This is a genomic window from Myxococcus sp. AB025B, from assembly GCF_006518215.1.
GTDB lineage: Bacteria > Myxococcota > Myxococcia > Myxococcales > Myxococcaceae > Myxococcus > Myxococcus fulvus.
Window position 1 is genome coordinate 1 of the sequence record NZ_SRLW01000043.1, and the last position, 26,614, is coordinate 26,614.

The following is a 26,614-nucleotide window of genomic DNA, read 5'->3' on the forward strand; positions in this document are numbered from 1 at the left end:
GTTGGGGATGGCGTCGCGCTTCGGGTGGGCCCCGCCCCCTCCTCCTGCATCCGCGGCGCCCACCCGAAGCGCGACGCCATCCCCAACAGCGCCGGCAGGATGAGCACGTACGCGAAGATGCTCACCAGCATGCCCACCGCCGCGATGATGCCGAACTCGCGAAACGCCCTGAACTCCGACATCGCCAGGCTCAGGAACGTCAGCGCCGCCACCAGCGCCGCGATGAGCGCGGAGAAGCCCGTGTGCCGGAAGGACTCCCGCACCGCCGCCTCGGAGGTCATCCCCTCCGAGCGCAACGTCCCGTATCTCCCCAGCAGATGGATGCCGTGCTCCACGCCCAGGCCGCCGAGCACCGCCGCCAGGAAGCCCGTCAGCAGATTCACCTGCCCGTACGCCAGGCCCACGAAGCCGTACGTCCACCCCAGGCCCGCCATCACCGGCACCATGGTGAGCACCACCGACAGCGCGCTGCGGAAGTGGAACACCAGGTAGACCACCAGCAACACCATGGCCAGCGTGGACGCCCGCGCCAGGTCGCTCACGATGACGCGCTGCTGGTCGATCTTCTTCTTGAAGGTCCCCGTCACCGCCGTCTTGAAGCCCGGCCCGTACTTCGACAGGTCCTGCGTCGCCAGGAACTCCTCCACCTGCGTGACGACCTTCTTCGAGTAGTCCAGGTCCGCGGCGCTGCCCTTGGGCTTCGCCATCAGCACCACCATCCGCTCCGTCGTGTCCAGGTAGTACAGGTCCCCCTGGCCCGACAGGCGCTGGTTGGCGCGGCCCGTGTACTTCTGCTCGATGTCGGAGAAGTCCACCGACGGCGCGGGCTCCTCGTCCAGCCGGACGAAGAGCGGGTTGGCCTGCTCCTTCTCCCACGCGATGCGCGCGTCGATGCGGCCCTGAATCGTCTTCAGGTCCTCCAGGTCGACGTAATACAGCGCGTGCTCGTTGAAGAACTCGCTGGGCCGCTGCGCGTTGACGTAGCGGATCTCCGACAGCTGCGCGAGCTTCGGCGACAGGTCATCCACGAAGCGCTTGAGCGCCTCGGGCTCCGCCCCCATCCCCACCACCACCACGTTGCCCTGGCCACCGAAGCGCTTGCGCATCTTCTCGATGTCCTGGACGCTCGGGAACGACTTGGGCAGCAGGCCCACGAAGTCCGCGCTCAGGGTCAGGTTCCTGGCGAAGTACGCGCCCAGAAGCGTCAGCACCACCGCCACCACCACCGCATGCATCGGACGCCGATGGCTTCGCGCGGCGAGTTGGCCCATCGCCCCCTCGAACCGCTCCGACCAACGCTTCTCACCCATGTTGCGACACCTGCTGTGTTGTTTTCGGGCCGACCCGCGGCCCACCTTGGGCATGCGCCAACCGGGGAGTCAACGCGTTTATGCCGTAAGCCGGAATGTAAGGCCCCGAATGACTTTCCCTCTGTAACAGGCCCCCACGACCCCCGCTCGACTGTCCGCACGGCCGCCTGCGGGCTCGTGACGCCCACGGCCCTGCATCGCGCAGCCGGACCGCGAGCACCGGGCCCGAAGGCCTCCTGGAGGGCAGACGGCCGAGCGGCGCGGACTGCACACCCCGCGCCGCGTCCCCAGGTTCCCGCCCACATGGGGCCGCTCTCGCGGACACCCGAGGGAGGGGAAGCCGTGCCACCTTCCACGCCGTCGGACTTCTCCGGGGGTGGGAGGCTGGGACGCCCGCGCGACGGATGGACTCGGAGCCGACCACATCGACGCAGGGGGAGCGCCGTTGGATGCAGCGCGTGGAGCGGGGCCTCGGCGCCCTGGCCGCGCGCAGCCACCGGCGGCCGGTGCTCGCGCTGGGCCTGGCGGTGGTGCTCGCGGCGGTGGGAGGAGTGCTGTCGCTCAAGCTCCGCCTCAACGCCAACCTGGTGGACCTGCTTCCCCGCTCCTTCCAGAGCGTGCAGGACCTGGGGGAGCTGGAGTCGCGCTTCGGCGCGCTCGGCTGGGTGGCGGTGGTGGGCGAGGGAGGTGACACCGCGTCGCTGCGCCGCTTCGCCGATGACCTGGCGCCCCAGTTGGAGAAGCTGCCGGGCATCCGCTTCGTGGAGAAGGAGCGCACGGGCGCCTTCTTCCGCGACAGGGCGCTCTACTTCCTGTCGGAGGAGGACCTGAAGGAGGTCCACCGCCGGCTCGAGGCGCGGCTGGCGTGGGAGCGGCAGCGGGCCAATCCGCTCTACGTGCCGCTGGTGGACGAGCCCGCGCCGTCGCTCGACTTCTCCGACCTGGAGGCGAAGTACGGCGGCGCGGCCGGACAGAAGCTGTCGGGCGCCCAGGACGACTACTACCTGGACGCCAAGGCCGGGCGCGTCGTCGTGCTGGCCAAGCCGGAGACCACGTCCGCGGACCTGGCCTACTCGCGGCGAATCGTCGACGAGGTGCGCGGGCTGGTCGACGCGCAGGACCTGTCGAAGTACGGCCCCGGCTTCCGGGTGGACATCACCGGCACCTTCCAGAAGAAGCTGGACCAGCAGCAGCAGATTGTCCGCGACATCGCCGTGTCGTCCGCCGTGGCCACGGCGCTGATGCTGCTCTACCTGCTCTTCCACTTCCGGAGCCCCGTGGCGGTGGGGCTGGTGCTGACACCGGTGGGCGCGGGGCTCGCGTGGACGTACGGGCTGGTCGCGCTCCTGTACGGCCAGGTGAATCTGTTGACGGGCTTCCTCGGCGCCATCCTCGGGGGCCTGGGCGTCGAGCACGGCATCCACCTGCTGGGCCGCTATCTCCAGCTGCGCACGCAGGGAGAGGACTCCGAGCGGGCCACGCGCGAGTCCTTCACGCACACGGGCGGCGCGGCACTGGTGTCCGCGCTGGTGGCGGCGCTCACCTTCTTCGTGCTGGGCACGTCCCGCTTCCGGGCGTTCCGCGAGTTCGGCGTCATCGCCGGCATCGGCATGCTGGTGCTCGTCGCGGCGTACGTGCTGGTGCTGCCGGCGCTGCTGGGGCTGACGGCGCGCCTGGGCTGGCGGCCGCGACACGCGCGCGTCGCGCCGCGCGAGTCCTCGATGGGCCGGGTGCTGGTGCGCCACCGCGGGGCCATCACCGCCATCTCCGCGGTGGTGCTGGTGGGGCTCTTCTCCCAGGTGCCTCGGGTGCGCTTCGACTACGACTTCGGGACGCTCGAGGACCAGGACCTGCCGTCGTTCGTCCTGGACCGACAGGTCAACGACATCATCGGCTACTCACAGACGCCCGTGGTGGTGCTCACGCGGGACGAGCAGGAGGAGCACGCGATGGCGTCCGCGCTCGCCCGGCGTCAGCGGGAGCGGGGCAAGGACTCCACCATCGACTTCGTCGCCTCGCTGTCCTCGCTGGTGCCCCGGGACCAGCCGAGAAAGCAGGTGGTGCTGCGCGACATCCACGCGCTGCTCGAGAACGTCCCGGAGGAGCGGCTGTCCGCGGAGCAGCGCGCGCAGGTGGCGCAGCTGCGTCGGCAGACCCAGGCGCCGCCCTTCACGCTCGCGGACCTGCCGGCGAGCGTGCGGCAGCAGTTCACCGGACGCGAGGGGACGACGGGCGGCTTCGTGCTGGTGTACCCGGCGGTGAACCAGTCGGACGGCCAGGCCGTGCGAGCGCTGGCGCGCGAGATTCGCGGCGTCACGCCCCCGGGAGGCGGACGCGTGGCCGCGGCGGGCGAGTCCATGGTGATGGCGGACATCCTGGACATGGTGACGCACGAGGCGCCGCTCATCCTCGGGGGCGCGACGCTGGCGGTGCTGCTCGCCATGTGGATGACCCTGGGAGGGCTGCGCATGGCGGTGCTGTGCCTGCTGCCCACGGTGGTCTCCTTGCTGGCCTTGATTGGCCTGATGCCGGTGGTGGGGTTGGAGTTCAACTATCTGAACATCCTCATCATCCCCGTGCTCATCGGGACCACGGTGGACGCGGGCGTGCATCTGCTGACACGGCTGGCGTCGCCGGGCAGCGACTTCGTGGCGGTGTACTCGGAGACGGGGCGTGCCATCGCGGGCGGCCTGCTGACGAGCGCCATGGGGTTCGGCGCGCTCTTCCTGGCCAGGCATCCAGGCCTGAACTCGGTGGGGGCACTGGCCAGTCTGGGATTCGCCACCAATCTACTGGTCATGCTGGTGGCGTTCCCCGCGCTGTTGCTGGTCCTGACGGCGCGGGGGCACCGCAAGCGGCGAGCGCGGTTGGACTCGGAGGTGAAGGAGAGGGCGGCGGCGGGGGGCACGGGGCCCGAGCACGCGACGCCTTGAGCTGAAGCAACACATACCCACGAACGGAGGCGGCAATGGTGAAGCACATGAGGCGGTGGATGTGGGCGGGTGCCATGGCGGGGACCCTGGCGCTGGGCACGGCTTGCAGCGCGACGGAAGCGCCGGTGATGGTGGCCCAGGCGGACCCCAGCACCACGACGAGTGAGCCCGCGACGGGCGGCTCGGGCACGACGACGCCCAGCCCCACCACGACGGACCCGATGACGCAGGACCCGACGCAGTCGACGCCGGGCACGGTGCCGAGCACGCCGGACACGAACCCGGGCAGCACCACGACGATGCCGGATGACACCACGACGGCTCCGGGCAGCACGACCACGGCGCCCGGCAGCCTGCCCACGTTCGACGGGGACGCGGGCATGGGCGGCTCGGGCCCCACGACGGTGCCAGGCCCCGCGGACGACAACGCGTCCGGCACCTTCACGCCGCCCGCGGGTGGCTCGGTGCTGGACGGCGGTACGTACTGACGCCCGAGCGCGACCAGAGGGAGCGGAGGACGACTCGCTGGAGGCGTCCTCCGCTCCCGTCGCACGTCCGAGGCAGGCTCGACGCTGGACAGCACCCCGCGCGCCTGCTTTGTCGCGAAGCCGATGCAGCCCCAGACACCCCGCATCCTCTCGCTCCACATCGGCATGCCCCGCGAGCTCGGCACGCCCGGCGCCGCCGACCCGATGGAGCGGCCGTGGACCAGCGGCATCCACAAGGAGCCCGTGATGGGGCCCGTGTGGCTCACCCGCACGGGGCTCACCGGTGACGGCCAGGCGGACCTGCGCGTGCACGGAGGCCCCGAGAAGGCCGTGCTCGCCTACGCCGCGTCACACCATGCCTTCTGGCGCGAGCAGCTCGGCCGAGAGGACCTGGGCCCGGGCGCCTTCGGCGAGAACTGGGTCGTCTCCGGCGGCGCGGAGGAGAGCGTCTGCATCGGCGACGTGCTGAAGGTCGGCACCGCCGTGGTGCAGGTGTCCCAGCCGAGACAGCCCTGCTGGAAGCCCGCGCGGCGCTGGCGCCACAAGGAGCTGGCGCTGCTGATTCAACGCACCGGCCGCACCGGCTGGTACTTCCGCGTCCTCCAGGAGGGCCAGGTCCGCGCGGGAGACGTGTTGGAGCTCGTGGAGCGTCCCCACCCCCGCTTCACCGTCACCTTCGCCAACCAGGCCATGCACGAGCAGCGGCCGGAGGACGCCGCGGCCCTGGCCGACTGTCTCCTGCTCACCCCCAGGTGGCGCGAGTCCCTGCACCGCCGCGCCCAGGGGAATCGGGGAGACGACGCCCCCCGGCTCACCGGCCCCAACAGCGACGGCTGAGCCTCGCGAAGCGGCGCTCGAAGGACCTCCGGCAACGCCCTGTCTCGACAACACCACGAGACGCGCGACGCCTGGGACCTGCGTCAATCACAAACACTCCACCCCGCGCCTCGGGACGGTATCGAGACGGCGGCCGTCTCCACGTGCGGGTGACAAATGACAGTCCCGCCCTGACAAGTCGTCCCCACGTCGGGCCCCCGCCGTCGTCAGGAGAGCAGGCAGCCGGAGGAGCGGCCCCTGCACGCCGCGTTCCGGCTGCTCACTTTCCCGGCCAGCAGCAGCCAGCCACAACCACCGCAGCACTCCAGAACTTTCCAATGAGGGGAGCCACCATGAAGAAGTTCATGAAGACGAAGGTCGTGTTGGGTTCGCTCGCCGCCGGCGCGCTCATGTTCAGCACCGCGTGCAAGTCCGACTCGAGCGCCAGTCGCGACGACACCACGGCGCCCACGACGACGGACACGGGCACCACGACGGGCACGGACACGACGACGCCTCCGACCGGCACCACCCAGGACCCGGGCACGGGCGGCACGGGCATGGATGACCCGACGATGAGCCCGCCGCCCTCCACGGACCCCACGTTGGACCCGGGCACCGGTGGCACCGGCGTGGACGACCCGTCCATGAGCCCGCCGCCCTCCACCGGTGACACGCCGGTCAGCCCCCCCACGGGCATGGACCCGTCGACGGACCCGGGCACCGGCGGCTCCGGCACGCTGGACCCCGCCGATGACACCGCCGTCGACCCCGGCACCACGGGCGACGGCGACCTGACGGCGCCCGACTCCAGCAACCGCGAGGACCCGTACGCTCCGGACGCCCTGCCCCGTGAGCCCGAGTCCGGCCGCTAGGCAAGGCCCCCTGCCCAGGCGCTGTTCGAAGCGCCAAGGCGAGTGGAGCTCCGGAGGCCCGCGCCCCGACCGGCGCGGGCCTCTGTGTTTCCGGCCGACCCCGGGGACGCGCCCACCCCGTCACGACCGCGCAACGACAGCAGGCCCACGCCCCGCCTCGGGCATGGGCCTGCTCGCCGCGCGTCACGCTGTCGACGCTCAGCTCACGCTGACGCCGGGATAGCGCCCGGGCGTCGTCTGCGGCTCGATGATGCGCGGGGTGTCATCCACGCCCGGCGTCCCACCCGGCCCCGTGTTCGGGTCCAGCGTCTTGGGGGCACGACGCCTGGGCTCGTCCTCGGCGCCAGCGTCATGCTTGGGGATGGTGGGGAGGTTCTCGGTCGGAATCTTCAACACGTCCTTCTTGCTCATGACGGCCTCCTTTCCCGCAAGGTGATGTCCCCGGTGCCCGCGGGCAGCGTGCGCCTGCTTGAATGGTGGCCCCGGCCTTGGCAGCGTCCTCTCCGGATAACCTCGCAACCCGGAGTATTCACGCCATGCGCCGTCTCCTCGCGGTCCTCGCCCTCCTCCAGCTCACCGCCTGCGCCACCACGCACACCAACGACCCGCGGAACCCGACGCCGCCGGTGCCGCGTCCCGTCCCGCCCGACGCCAGCGAGGCGCGCCGCCTGGGCACCGAGGCCGACAAGCTGCTCGAGGACGGCCGCTACGAGGACGCGCTCTTCCTCTACCGCCGCGCGTGGAACGACGGCTTCCGCCACCCGGACGGGCTCTATTACGCGGGCGTCATCGCCGCGCGCGCCGGCAGCCTCGACGAGTGCATCGTCTGGCTGGAGCGCGCCGCCGACGAGGGCTTCTCCGCCACCCAATCCCTCACCACCGAGCCCTCGCTCGAGGCCGTGCGCACCCACGCCGCCTGGAGCCGCATCGCCGAGAAGGTCGCCGCCAACGCCCGCAAGGACGCCCCGGCCGCCACCACCCAGAACTGACGCTTCACCCTTCCTGGAAAACTGAATCACCATTCGCCTTCCGCGTCCGTGCGCACCGGGGCGCGGAAGACCCGGCACCTCGCTTGGGCCCGTCCACCCGGCAGCCGAGCGAGCCAGCGCTCCGTCGCGCACTCGGACCTTCGCGCGACGTGGAGCACGGGCCGGCCGTCACACCGGGTCAGTGGCACCTTCAAGGTGAAACGCGCTTTCCTGACAAGGCGCGGAGACATGCCCGGTCCCCGATGCGCGGGGGGCCCCGAACCCAAGAGAGGCGTGATGAGTTTGAAGTTGCTGCTGGCCGGCTGGCGTGGGGGGGACGCACCGCACTCGCCGACATCCGAGAACGCGCGCACGTGGCTGGGTCAGGTCGAGCGCTGGTTCCAGATGAATGTGTCGGAGTGGCTGGAGAGCAGTCGCTTCGGCACCGGTCCCCGAGGCGCGCCGCAGCTGCGGCTGCGGCTGCATCCGGCCGCGGGCGAGGTCTCGTTCCTCGCGGCCAGCGGCTCGCGCGTGGTCATCTCCGCGGAGACGTCCGCGGTGGGCCCCGGCTACCACGTGTTCCTGTGCGACACGCTCAAGGCCCTGGGCCAGGCGCTCGACCTCCAGTGGGTGCAGGCCGACGACACGTTGGACGTCGGAGACCCCACGGGCTACTTCCACACGGGCGACGCGGGGCCGGTGGAGGTCTACATGCTGGCGTGGCTGCAGGAGACGGTGGCCCAGGTGCTGCGCATGCGCAGCCTGGGTGAGTCCGGCTTCTCCATGTCCCTGCGCTTCGGCCACATGTTCGAGCACCCCGGCGCGCTGCTCACGCCGCTGGGGCCTCGCGACGAGCGCTGGATGCGGCGCGTGTACGAGGACCCGCGCGTGGGCATGGACGTGTTCCCCTGGTGGCGACAGGGCGTCGGCGCGCACGCCCGGCTGGGGCGCGCCTTGTGTCGGCTGTGGACGGAGGTGGTGTGGCGCCCGCCGCTGCTCGAGGAGGAGCGGCGGCTGTTGCGCGACGTGGCCCGCTCGCTGGAGCTGGCGTGGCGCGAGGACCCGGAGCTGGCCTACCCCTGGCGGGAGTGGCGCGAGGTGCTCGGCTACCTGGGCGTGGGCGGCACGCTGGCGGAGACGGTCCATCACCACGCGGACCACCACGGGGCGCGCGGCCCGTCCATCGGCTACCGGCGCGGGGCGGTGCAGGTGGCGCTGCCGGCGGGCTGGGAGATCCGCATCCCCGGCTCGCTGGCGGAGGCGCACCTGGAGGACGGGACGTGGGTGGCCCGGGACCATCGGCGAAGTGTCCGCTTCGTGCCACTCGAGGACGACGCGGAGGAGCACTTCGCCACCACCACGGCGGAGCGCCGGGCGCTGGAGCTGGAGTACCAGGGCGAGCGGGTGAGCGGCCGCGCGTCGCTGCACATGGAGCCGGGCGAGTGCCGGCTGACGGCCCTGTGCAGCTCCGGGCGCCACCGGGCGCTGTGCGTGGTGAGCTTCGCCGACCCGGAGGAGGAGGACTGGGCCCTGGGGACATGGCGCTCACTGGACCACGCCGCCGCGGCCTGACGGTTGCCGGTCCGCCAGGGCCATCCCACATTCAGCGGGCATTTTCCTTGAGAGGAATCGAGAGCCCGTATGAGCAGGGAGGTCTGGCCGGGCAAGCCCTGGCCGCGCGGCGCCACGTTCGATGGCACCGGAGTCAACTTCGCCGTCTTCTCCCAGGCGGCGACCCGCATCGAGGTCTGCCTCTACGATTCGGCGAACCCGACGCGCGAAATCGAGCGTTTCACGCTGCCGGAGGCGACGGACTTCGTCCACCACGGCTACGTGCCCGGCCTGGAGCCCGGGGCGCTCTACGGCCTGCGGGTGCACGGCCCCTACGAGCCCACCAAGGGCCACCGCTGCAATCCGCACAAGCTGCTGGTGGACCCGTACGCCAAGGCCCTCCACGGCGAGGTGGACTGGAAGCAGCCGGTCTTCGGCTATCCGCTGGGACACGCGCAGCAGGACCTGGCGCGCGACGAGCGCGACAGCGCGGCGGGCGTGCCCAAGAGCGTGGTGGTGAGCGACGCCTTCGACTGGGGCAATGACCGCCGGCCGGAGGTTCCCTGGCGCAAGACGGTCATCTACGAGGCCCACGTGCGCGGCCTCACCATGCGCCACCCGGAGGTGCCCGAGCACCTGCGCGGCACGTACGCGGGCCTGGCCTCGCCGCCCATCATCGAGCATTTGAAGAAGCTGGGCGTCACGTCGGTGGAGCTGCTCCCCATCCACGCCTTCGCGGACGACTCGTTCCTGGACGACAAGAAGCTGTCCAACTTCTGGGGCTACAACACGCTCGGCTTCTTCGCGCCGGAGCAGTACTACGCGAGCCGCAAGACGCCGGGCGGCGCGGTGACCGAGTTCAAGGCCATGGTGCGCGCGCTGCATGCCGCGGGGCTCGAGGTCATCCTCGACGTGGTCTACAACCACACGTGCGAGGGCAATCACCTGGGGCCCACGCTGTCGCTCAAGGGCATCGACAACGCCAGCTACTACTGGCTGATGCCGGACGCGCGCTACTACCTGGACTTCACCGGGTGCGGCAACAGCGTCAACGCGTCCAACCCGAACGGCGCCCGGCTCATCGTCGACAGCCTGCGCTACTGGGTGGACGAGATGCACGTGGACGGCTTCCGCTTCGACCTGGCCACGGTGCTGGGGCGCACGGGCGAGGGCGGCTTCGACCCGAGGGCGGCGCTGTTCCAGATTCTGCACCAGGACCCGGTGCTCAGCCGGGTGAAGCTCATCGCGGAGCCGTGGGACGTGGGGCTCGGCGGCTACCAGGTGGGCGGCTTCCCCGCGCCGTGGCGCGAGTGGAACGGCAAGTACCGCGACGCGCTCAGGCGCTACTGGAAGGGCGACGAGAACCTCGCCGGCGAGGTGGGCTACCGGCTCACGGGCAACTCGGACCTGTACGCGGAGGCGCGGCGCAAGCCGCAGGCGAGCATCAACTTCGTCACCGCGCACGACGGCTTCACGCTGCACGACCTGGTGACGTACAGCCACAAGCACAACGAGGCCAACGGCGAGCACAACCGCGACGGCGCGGACGACAACCAGTCCTGGAACTGCGGCGTGGAGGGTGAGACGGAGGACGCGGGCGTCGTCTCGCTGCGCGAGCGCCAGAAGCGAAACCTCCTGGCCTCGCTGTTCATGTCCACCGGCGTGCCGATGATTGTCGCCGGCGACGAGATGGGGCGCACGCAGCAGGGCAACAACAACGCCTACTGCCAGGACAACGAGCTGTCGTGGGTGGACTGGTCGCTGGACGAGCGGCGCCAGAAGCTGCTCGCCTTCACGCAGAAGCTCATCCACTTCCGTCACCGGCAGCCGGTGTTGCAGCGCCGCCGCTACTTCAAGGGCGCGCACCTGTGGGACTCCGAGCACAAGGACCTGGCGTGGTTCCGTCCGGACGGCTCGGAGATGAGCGAGGAGGACTGGCAGAAGCCCTTCGTGCGCTCGCTGGCGTTCCTGCTCGGCGGTGACGCCATCCCCACGCCCGACGAGCGCGGCCAGCGCATCATCGGCGACGCGCTGCTGGTGCTGCTCAACGCCCACCACGAGCCGGTGGCCTACACGCTGCCCGCCCTCACGGACGGACAGAAGTGGGAGCTGGAGCTGTACACGGCGGACGATGCGCGGGGCGCGGAGAAGCTGCCGGCACGAGGCCGGTTCCAGCTGGAGGGGCGCTCGATGGCGGTGTTCCGGCAGGTGGAGCGCTGAAGGAGCGCGGCACCTCGGGGTGCTCGCTTGCCGGCGGACGCGTGCGCTCTCGCCTGGAGCGCGATGCGTGCGCCAGTGAAGACACTTTGCGTCCGAGTGGTCCTTCGACAGTGGACACACGTGAAGGTTCAGCGCGCCGTGGGACTCGGGGCACGGTAGAACGGACGTCCCCATGCGAGCCAAGCGCCATGTCCCGCGGTAGTCCCCAGGAAGAGGCCGTCCGGGCCATCTACGAGGAGATTGCGTCCGCCTACGAGGCCCTCTTCCCCGTGCTGGGCCGGTACGAGGACCGCGTCGAGCGGTTCCTCGCGGACGCGGTGTCCCCGGGCTGCCGGGTGCTCGACGTGGGCTGTGGCCCGGGGCTGCACACCAAGGGCCTGCAGCCCTCCGTGCACGTGGTGGGCACGGACCTGGCGCCGCAGATGCTGGAGCTGGCCCGACAGGCCCGTCCCTCGGGCGAGTGGTACGCGCACGACTACTACCAGCCGTTCCCCGCGGAGTGGGGGCGCTTCCAGGTGGCGCTGGCGTTGGGCTGTCTGGACTTCTGCGACGACCTGCGGCGCGTGCTGCGGCACATCGCGGACATGCTGGCGCCGGGCGGGCGGCTGTTGTTCACCGCGCTGGAGCGCAGGCCCGGCCACGAGGGACACGAGGCCCCCACGCGCGAGGTGCGGACCGCGGGGCCCGCCGTGACGCTGCATCTGTATTCCTTCGAGGAGGCCTCGCGCGCCGTCACGGACGCGGGGCTGGAGCCGCGCGCCTACGTGCATGCGCCCGGGTGGGTTCAGCTCGCCGAGGAGCGGACTTTGTGGTTCGGTTGGTGGGAGGTCGAGCGTCGGTAGTCCCGCGACGTGTCGGGCGACACTGCCCGGTCGGCCAGCCAGGAGCGCACTGCGGATGATGACGGAAGAAGACATCCTGGCGGCGGAGGAGACGCTGCGCCAGGCCATGCTCGCCAGCGACGTGGACATGCTCGACCAGCTCCTCTCCGAGGACCTCGTCTTCGTCAACCACCTGGGACAGGTCTTCAACAAGGATGCGGACCTGGAGGGCCATGGCTCGGGCGCGCTGCGACTCACCCGGCTGGAGCTGGGTCCCCCCGTCATCCGGTTCCTCTCCGCGGGCGCGGTGGTCGTCGTGCGGGCCTCCGTCGCGGGCCAGTCCGCGGGCACCGGGTTCGCCGCGCAGCTGCGCTACACGCGCGTCTGGCAGTGGGTGGACGAGCGTCCCCAGGTGGTCGCCGGCCAGTGCACCGTCATCGTCGACGCGTCGAGCTGAAGTCCCGGGCAGGAGCGCGGCCCCCCGGACACGGCGCCGTGGCTGCCCGGACGCATCCGTGGCGCTCGAGCTCGCGCGGACTCGGGTGACCCGCTGGCCCGAAGGTTGCCAGGGCGTGCACCGCACTCCCCTGTCCCGAGACTGACCCCATGACCTCACGCTCGCTTCGCGTCCTCGTCCCCCTTCTCGTGTTGACGCAGTCCTGCACCTCGGCGCCCGCGCGTCCGGACGCCACGGAGGCGGCGCGCGCGAGCGCGTACACGCTCGCGAAGGACATCACGGTGCGGCGCATCGCTCCGGGGGTCTGGGTGCACACGACGCTCTCGGACGAGGACTTCGGCCTCGTTCCCGCCAACGGGCTCATCGTCGAGGACGGGGACGGCTCGCTGCTCGTGGACACGGGTTGGAACGAGCAGCAGGCCGAGCAGCTCGCCGACTGGGCCGCGAACACGCTGGGCAAGCCCGTCCGCGCGGCCGTGGCGACTCACTTCCACGACGACCGGACCGCGGGCATCCCCGTGCTCTCCGCCAGGGGCATCCCGGTGCATGGCCTGGAGGACACCGTGAGGCTCGCGAGGGAGCGCGGCAAGCCGGTGCCCACGCGCGCCTTCACGGAGGTCGCGACGCTCGGTCCGCTGGAGTTGTTCTTCCCCGGGGCGGGCCACGCCCCCGACAACATCGTGGTGGTGCACCGCGACAGCCAGGTGATGTTCGGCGGGTGCTTCGTGAAGGACGCGGAGGCGAAGGACCTGGGCAACCTGGGGGACGCCGTGGTCTCCGCGTGGCCCGCGAGCCTCGAGCGTGTGCAGGCGCGCTATCCCGACACGCGCATCATCGTCCCGGGCCACGGTGCTCCGGGTGGCACGGAGCTGCTCGACCACACCCGCGCGCTGCTGCGCTGAGCGTCCGCATCTCGCGTGCACGAGCAAGGCGCAGGGCCCTCGTCTGGCTGCCAGCCCTGGGCTTCAGGTGAGAGCGTTGGGCAGCACACGGGGATGGGTCATCGTGAGCTCGGCTGTCTGCCTTCAGGCGTCCGCTCCAGGACATGCGTCCGGGGCGTGAGGGCTGCGCCGAATGGGCAGGTGTTGGTGGCGTTCCTACCGTGCCTCCGGGGCGAAGCGCGGAGCCCGGGCCGGCGGGCAGGGCGGAGGAGGGGCGTCATGAGGCGAGTGGCGGCGTGGGTGCTCGTGCTGGCGGCGAGCGGGTGCGCATCGGTGAAGGTGGAGCAGCGCGACGGTTGCTGGGTGAAGCAGACCCGCACGTTCCCTTCCACGTTCCGGGAGGAGGTGGGCCCGTGCTCCCGGCCAAGGCCGGAGTGGTCGGCGGACCGGCTCACGCGGCTGGTGCAGGAGTGCGTGATGCACGCGGACTACCGCTGGCAGAGCAGCGCCATGGTGGCGTGGAACCGGGGTGAGCCGCTGCCCGTGCGCGAGCCGGACGAGAAGGTGCTCGAGGCGTGCATGGTGACCACGGAGCGGATGCTCTCCGCGGAGAAGGGCGCGCTGGAGGCGCAGCTCAGCGACGTCTCCAAGGAGCGCGACAGCCTGCGCGCCAACCAGGAGCAGGAGCGGGAGCAGTACCGCGCGAAGCTGGATGCCCAGCGCGAGGCCGCCCAGGCGGAGCTGCTGAAGGAGCGCGAGCGGCTCCAGGACAGCATGGACCAGCAGCGCGCGCACTCGCAGGCGAGCCTGGACCGCGCGAGAGACCAGATGCACGAGAGCAACGGACGACTGGCGGCGGCGCTCGGCGAGGCGGCGAAGCGCCCGACCCCGTCCGCGGTGGCGACCGCCACCTCCTCGTCGACGAGTGAAGGGCGGGCGGACACGCGCAGCGACTCGCAGTCACGAGGCGACTCGCGCTCGCGCGGTGACGCGACGCCGCCCCGCGTGGCGCGGCCCACGGTGGCGACGCCCGCGTCCATGTGCTCGCTGCCCGCGAAGCGCGGGGCCTCGCGGACCACGACGTCGAGCGAGGCGGAGGCGTCCCCGGAGCCGGCGAGCTGTCAGCCGGTGACGCCCGCCGAGCCGCCCGAGGCCGAGCCCGCGCTCGTGCCTCCGGCGCAATCCCAGACGACGGCCTCGGTGCCCCTTCCGCTGCTGCCCAGGCTCCAGCCTCAGTAGGGCTTCTCGCCCTTCACCACGCCGAACGGGGACGGCTCCATGAAGACGCCGTTCACCGTCGTGCCGCCGTTGTGGATGGCGGGGAAGATGGGCTGCATGCTCTGGGGGAAGCCGAAGGTCGGCTTGCTGAGCGCGTCGAGCCGGCCGAGCTGCTCGGCGCTCAGCTTCACCTCGAGGGCGCCCACGTTGTCCTCGAGCTGGGACAGGCGCCGGGCGCCGATGATGGTCGAGCTCACGCCCGGCTGCGCCTGCACCCAGGCCAGCGCCACGCGCGCGATGGTGGTCCCCTGCTCCTTGGCGATGACACCGAGCGCGTCGACGAGCGCGTAGGTCTTCTCGTTCAGGAACGACTCCAGGAAGACGCCGCGGTCACCCTTCTGCTGGCCGGCGTTCGCGCGGGTGTACTTACCGCTGAGCGCGCCGCTCTTGAGCGGCGACCAGGGGGTGATGCCCAGGCCGAGCTCCAGCGCCATGGGCACCAGCTCCTGCTCCACGCTGCGCTCGAGCAGGGAGTATTCGATTTGCAGCCCGATGAAGGAGGACCAGCCGCGGAAGTGGGCCATCACGTTGGCCTGGGCAATCTTCCACGCGGGCGTGTCGGAGACGCCGAGGTAGCGGACCTTGCCGGCGCGCACCAGGTCCTCGAGCGCGGCCATCGTCTCCTCAATCGGCGTGTGGATGTCCCAGTTGTGCAGCCAGTAGAGGTCGATGTAGTCGGTCTGCAGGCGGCGCAGCGAGTTCTCGGCGGCCGCGATGATGGACTTGCGGCCCGAGCCGCCGCCGTTCGGGTCCCCGGGGTACAGATTCCCGCTGAACTTCGTCGCGAGGACCAGCCTGTCCCGCCGGGCCGGGTGGCGACCGACGTGGTCTCCGAGAATCTTCTCGGAGTGGCTCTTCGTGTAGAAGTTCGCCGTGTCGATGAAGTTGCCGCCGAGCTCGATGTAGCGGTCGATGATTTGCTGGGACTCCTCCACGCTGGACCCCCAGCCGAGGTCTTCACCGAACGTCATGGCACCAAGGCACAGCGGGCTCACGCGCAGGCCCGAGCGGCCCAGCGTCACGTAGTGGTTGAGAGGCATGTGGGCTCCAGGGGAGTGCTACATTGTGAGGACGACGATTTAGTTCAATCCGGAACTGGATTAATTTTGAACCAATTTCCGCGCAAGGGCCCATGTCGAAAATCGACCCGGCGAGAATCTGGTCGTTGAACCACCGGCTGTTGATGTCGGTGATAGCCAGTGTCGCCTCGGACATCGCGGCGTTGGGCGTGGAGACGAAGGAGCTGTTCGTGCTGGCGGAGGTGGACGACCACCCCTACCCGGCCGAGCTGGCGGCGTCGCTGTGCATCCCCAAGCCCTCGGTGACGCTCTATGTGAAGCGGCTCGAGGCCGCGGGCCTCCTGCGCCGTGAAATTGATACCGCGGACCTGCGGCGTCACCGGCTGCAGCTCACCTCGGCCGGCCGCAAGGTCATGCAGCAGGGGACGACGCTGCTCTCGGAGGCGTTCGGCACGAAGCTCGGCCGGCTGACCGCCGCCCAGCAGGCGGAGCTGCGGGCCCTGCTGGAGAAGATGAGCTGAAGCAAGCGTGCCGCGACCTCAGGCCAGGTGAGCGACCTCCAGCACGTGCCCCTTCGCCTTCAGGGTGGTCATCAGGTCCCGGAGCCGAGCAGAGATGAGCCAGCGAGGCTCTGGGCGAAGCTCGCCGCGCCTGTCGCCCCAGCGTGTGTCCGTGATGAACAGGTCCGAGCCATCGAGCGAGGCCCGGTCGACATGGAGCGCTGAGAGCAGGTTGAGGCCCGCGACATGCCCCTTCGGGCACCGGTGCTCACCACGCTCGTCGAGGTCGAAGGGGTTGTTGCCCGAGACCGTCTTCGCATCCAGCTTCAGCGGCTTCGAGGTCGTGACGGGCTGATACCACTCCGGCTGGCGCGAAGGCTTGCCGCCCAGGTGCAGCACGGGGCGGAACTCCGCGCCTCGCAGTCCAGCCTCCTGGAAGGCGTCGACGAACCTGGAAGAGACCACGACCTCTCCCGCGAGCGTCTTCGCGAAGTCACGGCCTTTGGCAATCCGGCGCGTGTCGAGGATGAGGTCCGTCGTCTGCCGTGCTCCAACGCCACAATGCGGGCAGGCCTCCGACGCATCATAGCCCGTGCCGCACATGGCTCCGGTGGGCGCGACGGCCCCTCGGATGACGAGGTTCAACAACTCCGCCGACTCGAGTTCCCGAGCCGAGTAGCGCCGCTCGACGTTCCAGTAGGTGAAGAAGAGGTCACCCTCGGCGCGGAGCTTGCGCTCGATGGCGCCAATCTCCCGCACGCGGGGATCATCCCCGGGCAACACCACCTTGCGCAGCCCCTCGTTCACGCGCATGCCGAGCCCAGGCGCCAGGAACTTCCGGGCCCGCTCCTCCGCAATCCTGAACTCGAACGTCTCGCGCATCGTCAGGGAGGGATTCCGATGAGTTGAGGGATGGGGTACCGGGAATAGACCCGCACCAGGATGTCCGTCAGTGCTCGTGCATCCGGTCGCTGTCCCTGACCATAACGCCACTCCTCACGGAAAGCCCGGGTGATGGCCTTGTGATACGCCGTGGGCAAACGGTACGTCTGCCCATCCTTCGCCCCTCCCAGGTACAACGGAACGAGGTGATGGTTCTCGTATCCCGCGCTGTTCGGGTACGTGGTCTGAGCCTCCTGAAGGCGTTGCTGGTAGAGCTTCCTTGCTTGGAGCACCACAGCAGCATCCACTGTGCGTCGCGCCTGGACTTGAGCCTGGAGTGGCGCGGGTCGTGGAGTCAGGAGAGGAGGTCTGCGCAGCGGACCTGCGCCTGGCGTGCGTCGCACGGGGCGGGTGGCGATGGCGCCCTTGAGTGGATCCACATCATCGCCAAGCGCCTGTCGCGCCCAACCCGTGGGGAGGAATGCGCCTGCACGAGTCTCCAGGTCCGCGTCGGACGTGAGCTCGACATAGGTGTACTCCTCGGCCAACCCATCACGGGTGCTCCATGCCGAGGAGCCTCGCGGCTCTACCTCCGGGCTCCCCGCACACCCCAGGCACACCACCCACAGGCTCCAGAACACGAAGGGCTTCGTCATGAACATTGGCTCCAGGCATCCCCTGGCCCCGCTCGCCCCTCCGATTGACCCTCCCATCCGGCGGGTTCAGGATGCACAGCGAATTTACTCGTTTTACAGGAGATGCGGCTATGCGCTCGAAGCTCGTCCTCACCACCGTGGCGCTCATGGGAGCCGCCCTCACCACGGGCGTGGCGCAGGCCTCGTCCGATGAGGGGCAGACCGGGCTCACGTTCTACGCCAGGACTTTCACCCAGCCGGTCCTGAACGTGGCGCAGCCAGACGGCACGTGCACGGCTTTCCCCGCCGATGCGGACTCGCTCGTGGGCTGGAGCAACGTCCAGCAAGTCCTCGCATACCGCACCGCGGACTGCACCGGCCAGGCCGTGGGCCTGGGCACCCTGCGCACCTTCGCCGCAGGCGAGTTCGCTAGTTTCGTCGCCTACTGAGTCGAACTCCTCGCATCTCCCGCTGTCAGCCCCGACGCGGCGCCCGCGTCCCTCGCCCCCGACGCATTCCAGAGGTGTCACGGGGCTGTCCCCGGGCTCCCGAATCCGGACATGGGTGCTCTGCGCTCGTGTCCCGGACAGGGTGTCCCCCGGGTCCATCGTCCGCGGTGACTCCCTCACATCGGGGCGTCCGGCCGGCCGCCGCGAAAGCCAAAGCGAGCAACCCCTTCCAGGGACTGCTCAGAACTAGCTCACCTGGTAGAGCACAAGATATTGGATCTTGAGGAGAAGGTTCGAATCCTTCGTTCTGACCCGATCTGAAAAATCGGTTCCGCCAGAAGGCTCCATCCCGAGCCGGTAGAAGCGCTGGCCCACTCCACCCAACCTTCCCCCACCGCGAAGCCACGCCGTCCGCCAGGGCGACAGTCCCCTTCCGCGCCGTCAGCGGAATGTCTGTCGTCGTCCGCGCCCGGTCCGGCCCGCGAGCGCGGGATGCGTCGATGGGGCCCGGGCACGCAGTCGGCGCTCTCCTCCCGCGAAGGCGGGAGCCTTCACTTTTCTCGCAGTCCCCGGGACGCGCGCCTCTCGCGCCACCTCGCGCCCCGGTCTCAACACTCCCCCTCTGGGGGAAAGGAGGTGCGCGATGAGCTTCTTCATGCGTGTGGATGTCGTGCAGCACGAGCGGGCGTTCGTCCTCGTCGACGAGGTGCCGACGCGCTACCTCGTGCCGGGCCGCTACCGGCTCACCTACCCCTTCCGCAACGTGCGCATCGTCCGCGTCGCCACGGGCCTGCCCCTGGCCAACCTGGACGCGGAGCTGCTCGCGCTCGTGCCGCCCTCGGACCTGCAGGTCGTCGACCTGGGCGCCGACGAGCGCGCCATCCTCTACCACCGGGGCCGCCCCCTGAAGTGGCTCGGCCGCGGCCAGCACCAGGTGTGGACCGTGGAGCACGTCCCCGCGCGCGCCCTGACGCCGCCCACGCCCGCCGTGCGCGTGGAGCGCGTGGACACCACCGGCGTCTCCACCACGCCCCTGCGCGACGACGTGCGCGCCATCGTCCCCGCGAGCGACTACGTGGAGGCCACGGCCACGGAGGGCTCGGTGACGCTGCGCTACGTGGACGGCACGCTCGACGCCGTGCTGCCCGCGGGCCGCCACGCCGCGTGGACCGTCGCCCACAAGGTGCAGCTGGCCGTCATCGACCTGCGCGAGCGGCTGCTCCACGTCACCGGCCAGGAGGTCATGACGCAGGACCGCGTCACGCTGCGCCTCAACCTGTCCACCGCCTTCCGCGTCGCGGACGCGCGCCGGCTCGCCGTCGTCGCCCGCGCGCCGGATGACATCCTCTACCTCGCCATGCAGCTGGCCGCCCGCGAGGCCGTGGCCACCCGCACGCTCGACGAGCTGCTCGCCTCCCGCGAGGCCCTGGCCGACAACCTCTTCGCCCAGGTGAAGGAGCGCGCCGAGTCGGTGGGCCTGGAGCTGTTGCGCTTCGGCATCAAGGACGTCGTGCTGCCCGGCGAGATGAAGGAGCTGCTCAACCGCGTCATCCAGGCCCAGAAGGAGGCCGAGGCCAACGTCATCACCCGCCGCGAGGAGACCGCCGCCACGCGCTCGCTCGCCCAGACGGCCAAGGTGCTCGCCGAGAACCCGCTGCTCGTGCGCCTCAAGGAGCTGGAGGCCTACAAGGACCTCGCCGCCAAGGTGGGCCAGGTCCACCTGGTCCTCGGCGAGGGCGCCGTGCCGTCGCTCCAGCTCAAGGGCTGAGCACACCCGCACGTGAGCCTGTCGTGACGAAGGGCCTCTGGGGCCGGTTCCCCGGGGGCCCTTCGTGCATCACGGCCCCATGCGTCATGCACCATGGGTGCGGTGCGGGCGCCTTCGGCTGACTCGAAAATCAATCTCGGCTACCCTCGTGGGCCTTTCGTCCTCGTGAGGAGCTTGAGATGTCGTCGTCCGCCAACCACTACGTCCCCAACCTGCGCGATATCGAGTTCAACCTCTTCGAGTTCCTCGACATCGGCCGAACGTCGCTGGGGCGCGCGCCCTTCGGCGACCTGGACGAGACGTCCGCCCGGCAGATGCTCCAGACGTTCTCCGTGCTGTGCGCGAACGAGCTGGCGCCGTCGTTCGACGAGGCGGAGCACAACCCGCCCAAGCTGGAGAACGGCGTGGTGACGCTGCCCCCAGGGCTGAAGAAGTCCATGGGGGCGTTCTTCGACGCGGGCATGCACCTCCTGGAGCAGCCGCCGCACCTGGGCGGACTGGGCGCGCCGCCGTCCCTGGGATGGGCCGCGTTCGAGCTGATGGTGGGCGCCAACGCCTCGCTCGCCTTCTACACGCTGGGCAACCTGCTCGCGCGAATCATCGACCGGCTGGGCACGGACGCGCAGAAGCAGCGCTTCCTGCCGCACATGCTGGACAAGCGCTGGAGCGGCACCATGGTGCTCACCGAGCCCGACGCCGGCAGCGACGTGGGCGCCGCGCGCACCAAGGCGCGCCCGGTGGGCGGCGACGTCTGGGAGATTGAAGGCGTCAAGCGCTTCATCACCAACGGCGACTCGGACATGTCCGAGAACGTCATCCACATGGTGCTGGCGCGCCCGGAAGGCGGTCCCCCGGGCACCAAGGGCCTGTCGCTGTTCGTCGTCCCCAAGTACTGGGTGAACGAGGACGGCAGCCTGGGTGAGCACAACGGTGTCGTGTGCACCAAGCTCGAGAAGAAGATGGGCCTGAAGGGCTCCGTCACGTGCGAGCTGACGTTCGGCGACGGCAAGCCCTCGCGCGGCCTGCTGCTGGGCGAGGTCCACGACGGCATGCGCCAGATGTTCTACATCATCGAGCAGGCGCGCATGGCGGTGGGCGTGAAGTCCATGGCCACGCTGTCGGCGGGCTACCAGCGCGCGCTGGCGTTCTCCAAGGACCGGCTCCAGGGCGCGGACCTCTTGCAGGCGCGCGACAAGACGGCGCCGCGCGTGCCCATCTTCCGCCACCCGGACGTGCGGCGCATGCTGATGACCCAGAAGGCGTTCGCGGAAGGGATGCGCGCTTTGTGCCTCTACACCGCCTCCGTGCAGGACGGCGTGGAGCTCAAGGGCGGCCACCGCGCCACCGAGGCCGGGGAGATGGACGCGCTCAACGACATGCTGCTGCCGCTGGTGAAGGGCTACTGCTCGGAGAAGGCGTACGAGCTGCTCGCGCTGAGCCTCCAGGTGCACGGCGGCTCCGGCTACCTGACGGACTACCCGGTGGAGCAGTACATCCGGGACCAGAAGATCGACACGCTCTACGAGGGCACCACGCACATCCAGGCGCTGGACCTGCTCATGCGCAAGGTGGCGCGCGACGGCGGCGCGACGCTGCAGGCGCTGCTCGGGCAGGTGCGCGAGACGGCCGAGGGCGAGCTGGGCGGCAAGGAGCTCCAGGCGGAGCGCGCCGCGCTGGGCAAGGCGCTGGGGGATTTGGAGCTGATGCTCGGCACGCTGATGGGCAAGCTGGGCGAGTCCGTCTACCACGTGGGCCTGCAGGGCAACCGCGTGCTGGCGGGCGTGGCGGAGGTGGTCATCGGCTGGCTCCTGGTGCGCCACGCGGGCGTCGCGCTGGAGCGGATGAAGTCCAACCCCGGTGACCGCGCCTTCTACGTGGGCAAGCTGGCCAGCGCGCGCTGGTACTGCGCGGAAGTCCTCCCGGGCCTCGCCCACGCCGCGCGCATGGTGGAGTCCGGCACGCTGGACCTCATGGAGGTCCCCGAGGAGTCGTACTGAGTCGCGAGCCGTCGCCCATCTGCCGCACCTCGACCAGGGGGTGCGGCGCCGGCACAGCCTGAAGTATGGATTCGGTCCGTATGTCGAAGGCGGGGCCTCCTGGGCCGGGCCCCATCACGGATGGGCAGGCGAGCGATGCGCGACTGGCGAGCGGTACTCGGGGTGATGCTGCTGGGGCTGTGGGCGTGTGGCGGCGACGAGGACGTGTCGATGGAGGACTTCGGCACCCAGGTCGTCCAGGCGCTCTGCGCGCGGGCCCAGCGGTGTGGTGAGTACGTCCGGGCGAGCGCGTGCGAGGACGACATGCGCCAGTGGAACCGGCCCCAGTCCCTGGGGTTGGGGACGCGGTACGAGGACTCACTGGAGTCCGGTCGGCTGCGCTTCGACGGGGCCGCGGCCCGGCGCTGTCTGGACGCGCTCCGGGGCAGGAGCTGTTCCGAGCCCGCCCTGTCCGACGCCGCGTGGCAGTACGGCATCGAGTACGAGCCGGCCTGTCAGCTGTTCGTCCAGCAGGGCTCCGCGAGCGGGTGCGGGATGAACCTGGACTGCGGCTCGGAGGCCTACTGCGGCCACACCTCGCAGAACGCCTGCGAGGGGACGTGCACGCCGCGAGGCGCGGAGGGACAGGCCGTCTCCCAGCCCTGGCAGTGCGCGCCCGGGCTCGTGTTCGAGGGCTCGACCCGGACCTGCATGAAGCCCCTGGAGGAGAACGTCTCGTGCGTGCGCCAGCGCTCCGACGGCACGAGCTTTTCGCTGCCCTGCGCCCAGGGGCTCTGGTGCGACTGGAATGGCTACCGGACCTGTCGGCCCGTGGGCGCGGAGGGGGACGTCTGCGAGGACGTGGGCTACTACCCCTGCGGCCCTTCGCTGGTGTGCAATGGCAACCGCTGCGCGCCGCACGTGAAGGAGGGCCACCTGTGCAACGCGCCCCCCTACGACGTGAACTCCGTGTTCCTGGTGACCGTGTGCCAGCGCGAGCTCTTCTGCGACGCGGACCCGTCCAACCCCGGGCTGTGCCGTCCCCGCCGCGCCGAGCGGCAGGAGTGCCGTCTGGACACCGAGTGCCAGGAGGGGCTGTGGTGCAAGGACGCCCGTCCCGAGGCGGGGGTCTGGGGCATCTGCGTGAAGGCCTCGGGTCCCGACGACGCGTGCGACAACGTGAGCCGCTTCTGCCCCAGGGGCTACGCCTGCCTCGAAGGCGGCATGTCGCGCTGCCTGCCCATCGTCCACGAGGGAGAGCGTTGCGGCCCCACGCTGGGCCTGTGCGACTTCGACAACAGCTGCGTGGGCGGCCGCTGCGTCGGCGCCGAGGCCTCGTCCTGTCAGTGAGGCCCCCGCGCGTGGGCTCCGGCGCTCGAGCCCGGGCCCACGTGCGAATCAGGCCTTTCGGGCGGACAGCTCGCGCTCCACGTACAGCCGCAGGATGTGCATGAAGTCCTGGGCGTTGGTCACCACGCCGAAGGCCTGGTGCGTGCCCCGGTCCTTCAGCTTGCTGACGACGAACTCGGACGAGTCCACGCAGATGGTGGCCAGCTCGCGCAGCGAGCCGTCCTTCTCCGTGACGAACGCGGGCAGCATGTTGCCGGTGGCGATGGCGTGCAGCGCGGTGGCCACCAGCACCGCCATGGTGGCCTTCTTCGCGTGCTGGCGCATGGCGTCCTGACCGCCCACGTTGTCCGTCACCACGTCCGGCAGCGGGCCGTCATCCCGGATGGAGCCGGTGAGGACGAAGGGCACCTTGTGCACCACGCACGCGTGCATGATGCCGTTGGTGATGACGCCCGCCTCCACCGCCTTGGCGATGGAGCCCGCCGCGCGCACCTTGTTGATGGCGCGCATGTGCAGGCCGTGGCCTCCGCTGGTGGCCTCGCCCGTGCCGCTCATGCCCAGCGTGGTACCGAAGATGGACGCCTCGATGTCGTGCACCGCCACCGCGTTGCCCGCGAGCAGCGCGCCCACGAAGCCGTTGGCGATGAACCACGTCATGTCCGCGCGCGCCCGCGAGTGCACCAGCGCCGGCCCCGTCACCCAGATGGGGTAGCCGCCGCGCTCGCGCTCCTCCACCAGCACCCGCGCCATCTGCGCGTAGTCGATGGGCTTCTCGCGAGACACCTCGCTCGTCATGAACTTGAACTCGCCCTCCCCGCCTCCGCCGAGGTAGGCCATGTTCACGTACACGCCCTCGGAGCCGTCCTCCGCGTGGCCCACCACCACGCGCTCGCCCGCCTTCACGCGGCGCCCCTCGCGAATCCACAACTCGCCCTGCGCATCCAGCACCAGCGCGCCGTCCATGCGCGGCTCGCGCGGCATGCGCCACGCGCCGTCGACCCGCACGTAGGTGGGCAGGTTGGTGGTGGTGAAGAAACCCTCCGGCAGCACGCCGTCCGCGGGCGCGGGTTCGAAGCGGGCGTCCGGGCAGCGGGTGAACCGCTCGGCCGCGAAATCGGGATGGGGGATGGGGGTGCTCACGCCGGCCACCATGCGCGGACCGCTCCACCTGTTCAAGGACCTTTGGTGGATGACGCAGGGAGCCGAGGTCACACCCTCCGTGAGCCGCGCTCGCGCAAGTGCGCGACCTACGTCGGGGTGATCGACAGATCAGTGGAATTGGGCCCGCACCCACGCAACTCGGGCTCTTGGCTTCCGAGAATAGGGGCAAGTTGTACGCGACCTCCCTCGCGCGTCACCGCCCCCCATTCGGAGCCCTTCGCTCATGAGCTACCGCATCCAGTCTGGCGACACCCTGTCCGCGCTCGCGCTTCGCCACGGCACCACCGTGGACGCCCTGCAGAAGGCGAACCCCCAAATCAAGGACGTGGACCTCATCTACACGGGGGACACGCTCAACATCCCCGGCGCCAAGGATGGCTTCGATTCGGCGCCGTCGCGCTCGGGCCCGAACCTCACGGGCGGCACGACGAACTACCCGGCCAACATGACGACGGGCGAGGGCACCAAGGGCCCCGGTGGCAGCCCGTTCGACATCGCGCGTTCACACCTGAACAAGAACGCGGGCTCGCTGAAGCTCGAGGGCAGCGGAGTTGGCGCGGACATGGAGGACTGGGTCCCCAACAACGTCAACTGCGCCAACTTCGTCTCCGCGTGTCTGGAGCAGGCGGGCCAGATTTCCGATGCGCAGCACGACAACAGCGTGATGGGTCTGCAGGCCAAGCTGGACCGGGACCCGAACTTCAAGCGCGTGTCGCTCCAGGACGCCAAGCCCGGCGACGTGGTCTCCATGAAGGTGGGCAGCGGCCAGCACGTGGTGATGTTCGCCGGCTGGGAGAACGGCAAGCCGATGTTCATCGGCTCCAACAACGTCAACCCAGACGGCTCGCAGCGCATCACCATCAGCAGCATGAACTACCCCATCATGTCGGTGCACCAGTACCAGGGCTGAGCCCACACCGAGCCTTCGCAGTACCCACGGGGCTTCGCCTCCGCCACGCGCGGAAGCGAGGCCCCGTCGCACGTCAGGGGCACCTCAAGGCTTCGGCGCGAGCGTGAGCGCGGCCTGGATGAGCGGGCTGCGCGCGGAGGACCGCCGCCACGCGGCCTGAATCGCGACCGAGGGTGCGCCCGGCAGCGGCCTCGCCACCACGCCCGCTTCGCGAGGACCTCCTGGCAGCAGCGAGGCGAGCAGCGAATAGCCCAGCCCCGCCGAGACGAAGCCGAGGATGGTCTCTGACGAGTCCGCCGCGTGCAGCCGCCGGGGCCGCACTCCCGCGCGCGCCAGCTCCGCCAGCTGGAGTTCACGCAGGTACTTGTCCGTGCTGTAAGCGATGAAGGCGTCGTCCCGGAGCAGGTCCAGCCGCACGCGTCGGCTCTTCGCCTGGGGATGATTCGAGGGCAGCACCAGGAAGGGCGCGGTGTGACCCACGACGCGGGCCTCCACGTCCTCGGGTACCTCCGGGAGGTGGTCCACCACCAGGTCCGTGTCACCCGCGGAGAGGATGTCCACGGCGGGCACCTTGGACTCGTGCAGGACGACCTCGATGTCCGGGCGGCGGGCCTGCAGTCGCCGCAGCCACGCGGGCAGCAGGTGGCGCAGCACGTGGCCGGAGGCGTGGATGCGCAATGTGCCGCCCACCTCGCCCTTGCGCAGCGACTGCACCACGGCGTCGAGCCCCTCCAGGAACGGCGCGACGTGTGAGTACAGCGCGCGGCCCTCGGGGGTGAGCACCACGCGGTCCTTGCCCACGCGCTCGAAGAGCGCCACGCCCACCTCGGACTCCAGTCGCTTGACCTGCTGGTGGATGCCGGGCTGGGTGATGGGGTACGGGAATGAGCGGACGGCTCGCGCGTAGCCTTCGGCGCGGGCCACGCGGTAGAAGCCCTCGAGGCGCTGGAGCTGAATCATACACTCCAGGTTATCAATCACGCATCGATTAGTTCCATGCACTTTGCGATGGGACGCGGCATGTTTTCCCCATCAGCGAGCCAAGGCTCGCTCCCGAGGAGAAACCATGTCCCGTTCCACGCCCAAGGTCGTCGTCGCGCACAGCTCCGCCTGGGTCATCCAGACCTGGCTTTCCTTCGCCCTCTCCGTGGGAGTCACCGCCATCGGCATCTGGCACCTGCCGGTGGACACGTGGGTGAAGTCCTTCATGGCCATGGGGCTGCTGTTCAGCGTGGGCTCCGCGTTCAGCTTGTCGAAGACGGTGCGCGACCAGCACGAGATGGAGCAGCTCGGCGCCCGTCTGGACGAGGCGCGCGTGGCGAAGATGCTCTCCGAGCACGACCCCATCGCGCCTCCGAAGCTGTAG

The 26,614-nt window shown here is 70.3% G+C and carries 24 protein-coding genes and 1 tRNA gene; 19 read left to right on the plus strand and 6 right to left on the minus strand.

The window, feature by feature from the left end; all coding sequences use genetic code 11:
- A partial coding sequence (locus tag FL311_RS09695) for an MMPL family transporter (RefSeq protein WP_141324656.1) occupies window positions 1–1,310 on the minus strand: 1,310 nt, incomplete at its 3' end.
- 449 nt (window positions 1,311–1,759) lie between these two features.
- Between FL311_RS09695 and FL311_RS09700 the strand changes: the two genes are divergently transcribed.
- The 4 genes from FL311_RS09700 (at window position 1,760) to FL311_RS09715 (ending at window position 6,422) form a co-directional block, all read left to right on the plus strand.
- Window positions 1,760–4,243, plus strand: coding sequence for an RND family transporter (locus FL311_RS09700; protein WP_228556780.1), 2,484 nt, complete (start codon window positions 1,760–1,762; stop codon window positions 4,241–4,243).
- 74 nt (window positions 4,244–4,317) lie between these two features.
- Window positions 4,318–4,731, plus strand: coding sequence for an Erp protein (locus FL311_RS09705; RefSeq protein WP_141324657.1), 414 nt, complete (start codon window positions 4,318–4,320; stop codon window positions 4,729–4,731).
- Between the two features lie 123 nt (window positions 4,732–4,854).
- Complete coding sequence (locus tag FL311_RS09710; protein ID WP_141324658.1) at window positions 4,855–5,568, plus strand: MOSC domain-containing protein; 714 nt, start codon at window positions 4,855–4,857, stop codon at window positions 5,566–5,568.
- Window positions 5,569–5,900: 332 nt separating this feature from the next.
- Complete coding sequence (locus tag FL311_RS09715; RefSeq protein WP_228556781.1) at window positions 5,901–6,422, plus strand: hypothetical protein; 522 nt, start codon at window positions 5,901–5,903, stop codon at window positions 6,420–6,422.
- A gap of 198 nt (window positions 6,423–6,620) precedes the next feature.
- On the opposite strand, the gene FL311_RS09720 is transcribed toward FL311_RS09715, so the two are convergent.
- A complete protein-coding gene (locus FL311_RS09720) occupies window positions 6,621–6,833 on the minus strand; it encodes a hypothetical protein (RefSeq protein WP_141324659.1) in 213 nt (70 codons plus the stop codon).
- A 125-nt stretch (window positions 6,834–6,958) separates the two neighbouring features.
- Here FL311_RS09720 and FL311_RS09725 point away from each other — a divergent pair, with 125 nt between their 5' ends.
- The 7 genes from FL311_RS09725 to FL311_RS09755 all read left to right on the plus strand — a co-directional run bounded on the left by FL311_RS09725 (window position 6,959) and on the right by FL311_RS09755 (window position 14,559).
- Entirely contained in the window at window positions 6,959–7,411 is a 453-nt protein-coding gene (locus FL311_RS09725; protein ID WP_141324660.1) for a hypothetical protein, read from the plus strand.
- Between the two features lie 276 nt (window positions 7,412–7,687).
- A complete protein-coding gene (locus FL311_RS09730) occupies window positions 7,688–8,962 on the plus strand; it encodes a hypothetical protein (RefSeq protein WP_141324661.1) in 1,275 nt (424 codons plus the stop codon).
- Between the two features lie 69 nt (window positions 8,963–9,031).
- Complete coding sequence (gene glgX / locus FL311_RS09735; protein WP_141324662.1) at window positions 9,032–11,161, plus strand: glycogen debranching protein GlgX; 2,130 nt, start codon at window positions 9,032–9,034, stop codon at window positions 11,159–11,161.
- 188 nt (window positions 11,162–11,349) lie between these two features.
- Window positions 11,350–12,003: a bifunctional 2-polyprenyl-6-hydroxyphenol methylase/3-demethylubiquinol 3-O-methyltransferase UbiG gene (locus FL311_RS09740; RefSeq protein WP_141324663.1), complete on the plus strand. Its 654-nt coding sequence runs from the start codon at window positions 11,350–11,352 to the stop codon at window positions 12,001–12,003.
- Between the two features lie 55 nt (window positions 12,004–12,058).
- Window positions 12,059–12,439, plus strand: coding sequence for a nuclear transport factor 2 family protein (locus tag FL311_RS09745; RefSeq protein ID WP_141324664.1), 381 nt, complete (start codon window positions 12,059–12,061; stop codon window positions 12,437–12,439).
- Window positions 12,440–12,588: 149 nt separating this feature from the next.
- The gene (gene bla / locus FL311_RS09750) at window positions 12,589–13,341 is read left to right on the plus strand and encodes a subclass B1 metallo-beta-lactamase (protein ID WP_141324665.1); all 753 of its coding nucleotides are present in this window, start codon (window positions 12,589–12,591) and stop codon (window positions 13,339–13,341) included.
- Window positions 13,342–13,599: 258 nt separating this feature from the next.
- Window positions 13,600–14,559 carry a hypothetical protein gene (locus FL311_RS09755; RefSeq protein WP_228556782.1) on the plus strand — a complete coding sequence of 320 codons (960 nt, stop codon included), beginning with the start codon at window positions 13,600–13,602 and terminating at the stop codon, window positions 14,557–14,559.
- Here the strand turns inward: FL311_RS09755 and FL311_RS09760 are convergent.
- Window positions 14,553–15,638: an aldo/keto reductase gene (locus FL311_RS09760; protein WP_141324666.1), complete on the minus strand. Its 1,086-nt coding sequence runs from the start codon at window positions 15,636–15,638 to the stop codon at window positions 14,553–14,555. The two genes, FL311_RS09755 and FL311_RS09760, sit on opposite strands and share 7 nt — an antisense overlap.
- Window positions 15,639–15,730: 92 nt before the next feature.
- On the opposite strand from FL311_RS09760, the gene FL311_RS09765 reads away from it, so the two are divergent.
- The gene (locus FL311_RS09765) at window positions 15,731–16,138 is read left to right on the plus strand and encodes a MarR family winged helix-turn-helix transcriptional regulator (protein ID WP_194869136.1); all 408 of its coding nucleotides are present in this window, start codon (window positions 15,731–15,733) and stop codon (window positions 16,136–16,138) included.
- An 18-nt stretch (window positions 16,139–16,156) separates the two neighbouring features.
- Here the strand turns inward: FL311_RS09765 and FL311_RS09770 are convergent, their stop codons facing one another.
- Entirely contained in the window at window positions 16,157–16,999 is an 843-nt protein-coding gene (locus FL311_RS09770) for a hypothetical protein (RefSeq protein ID WP_141324667.1), read from the minus strand.
- Between the two features lie 766 nt (window positions 17,000–17,765).
- On the opposite strand from FL311_RS09770, the gene FL311_RS09775 reads away from it, so the two are divergent.
- From FL311_RS09775 to FL311_RS09795, 5 genes are all read left to right on the plus strand, one after another.
- Window positions 17,766–18,083: a hypothetical protein gene (locus tag FL311_RS09775; protein WP_141324668.1), complete on the plus strand. Its 318-nt coding sequence runs from the start codon at window positions 17,766–17,768 to the stop codon at window positions 18,081–18,083.
- A 240-nt stretch (window positions 18,084–18,323) separates the two neighbouring features.
- Window positions 18,324–18,395 (plus strand) — tRNA-Gln (locus FL311_RS09780).
- A 331-nt stretch (window positions 18,396–18,726) separates the two neighbouring features.
- A complete protein-coding gene (locus FL311_RS09785) occupies window positions 18,727–19,851 on the plus strand; it encodes a slipin family protein (RefSeq protein WP_141324669.1) in 1,125 nt (374 codons plus the stop codon).
- A 179-nt stretch (window positions 19,852–20,030) separates the two neighbouring features.
- On the plus strand, window positions 20,031–21,848 hold the full coding sequence (locus FL311_RS09790; protein ID WP_141324670.1) for an acyl-CoA dehydrogenase: 1,818 nt from the start codon (window positions 20,031–20,033) through the stop codon (window positions 21,846–21,848).
- 135 nt (window positions 21,849–21,983) lie between these two features.
- Window positions 21,984–23,177, plus strand: a complete 1,194-nt coding sequence (locus tag FL311_RS09795; protein WP_194869137.1) for a Dickkopf N-terminal cysteine-rich domain-containing protein — start codon at window positions 21,984–21,986, stop codon at window positions 23,175–23,177.
- A 48-nt stretch (window positions 23,178–23,225) separates the two neighbouring features.
- On the opposite strand, the gene FL311_RS09800 is transcribed toward FL311_RS09795, so the two are convergent.
- The gene (locus tag FL311_RS09800; RefSeq protein WP_141324672.1) at window positions 23,226–24,329 is read right to left on the minus strand and encodes a hypothetical protein; all 1,104 of its coding nucleotides are present in this window, start codon (window positions 24,327–24,329) and stop codon (window positions 23,226–23,228) included.
- Window positions 24,330–24,561: 232 nt separating this feature from the next.
- Here FL311_RS09800 and FL311_RS09805 point away from each other — a divergent pair, with 232 nt between their 5' ends.
- The gene (locus FL311_RS09805) at window positions 24,562–25,248 is read left to right on the plus strand and encodes a LysM peptidoglycan-binding domain-containing protein (RefSeq protein WP_141324673.1); all 687 of its coding nucleotides are present in this window, start codon (window positions 24,562–24,564) and stop codon (window positions 25,246–25,248) included.
- Between the two features lie 84 nt (window positions 25,249–25,332).
- Here the strand turns inward: FL311_RS09805 and FL311_RS09810 are convergent, their stop codons facing one another.
- Window positions 25,333–26,208 carry a LysR family transcriptional regulator gene (locus tag FL311_RS09810; protein WP_141324674.1) on the minus strand — a complete coding sequence of 292 codons (876 nt, stop codon included), beginning with the start codon at window positions 26,206–26,208 and terminating at the stop codon, window positions 25,333–25,335.
- Window positions 26,209–26,314: 106 nt separating this feature from the next.
- Here FL311_RS09810 and FL311_RS09815 point away from each other — a divergent pair, with 106 nt between their 5' ends.
- Window positions 26,315–26,614: a YiaA/YiaB family inner membrane protein gene (locus FL311_RS09815; RefSeq protein ID WP_074948559.1), complete on the plus strand. Its 300-nt coding sequence runs from the start codon at window positions 26,315–26,317 to the stop codon at window positions 26,612–26,614.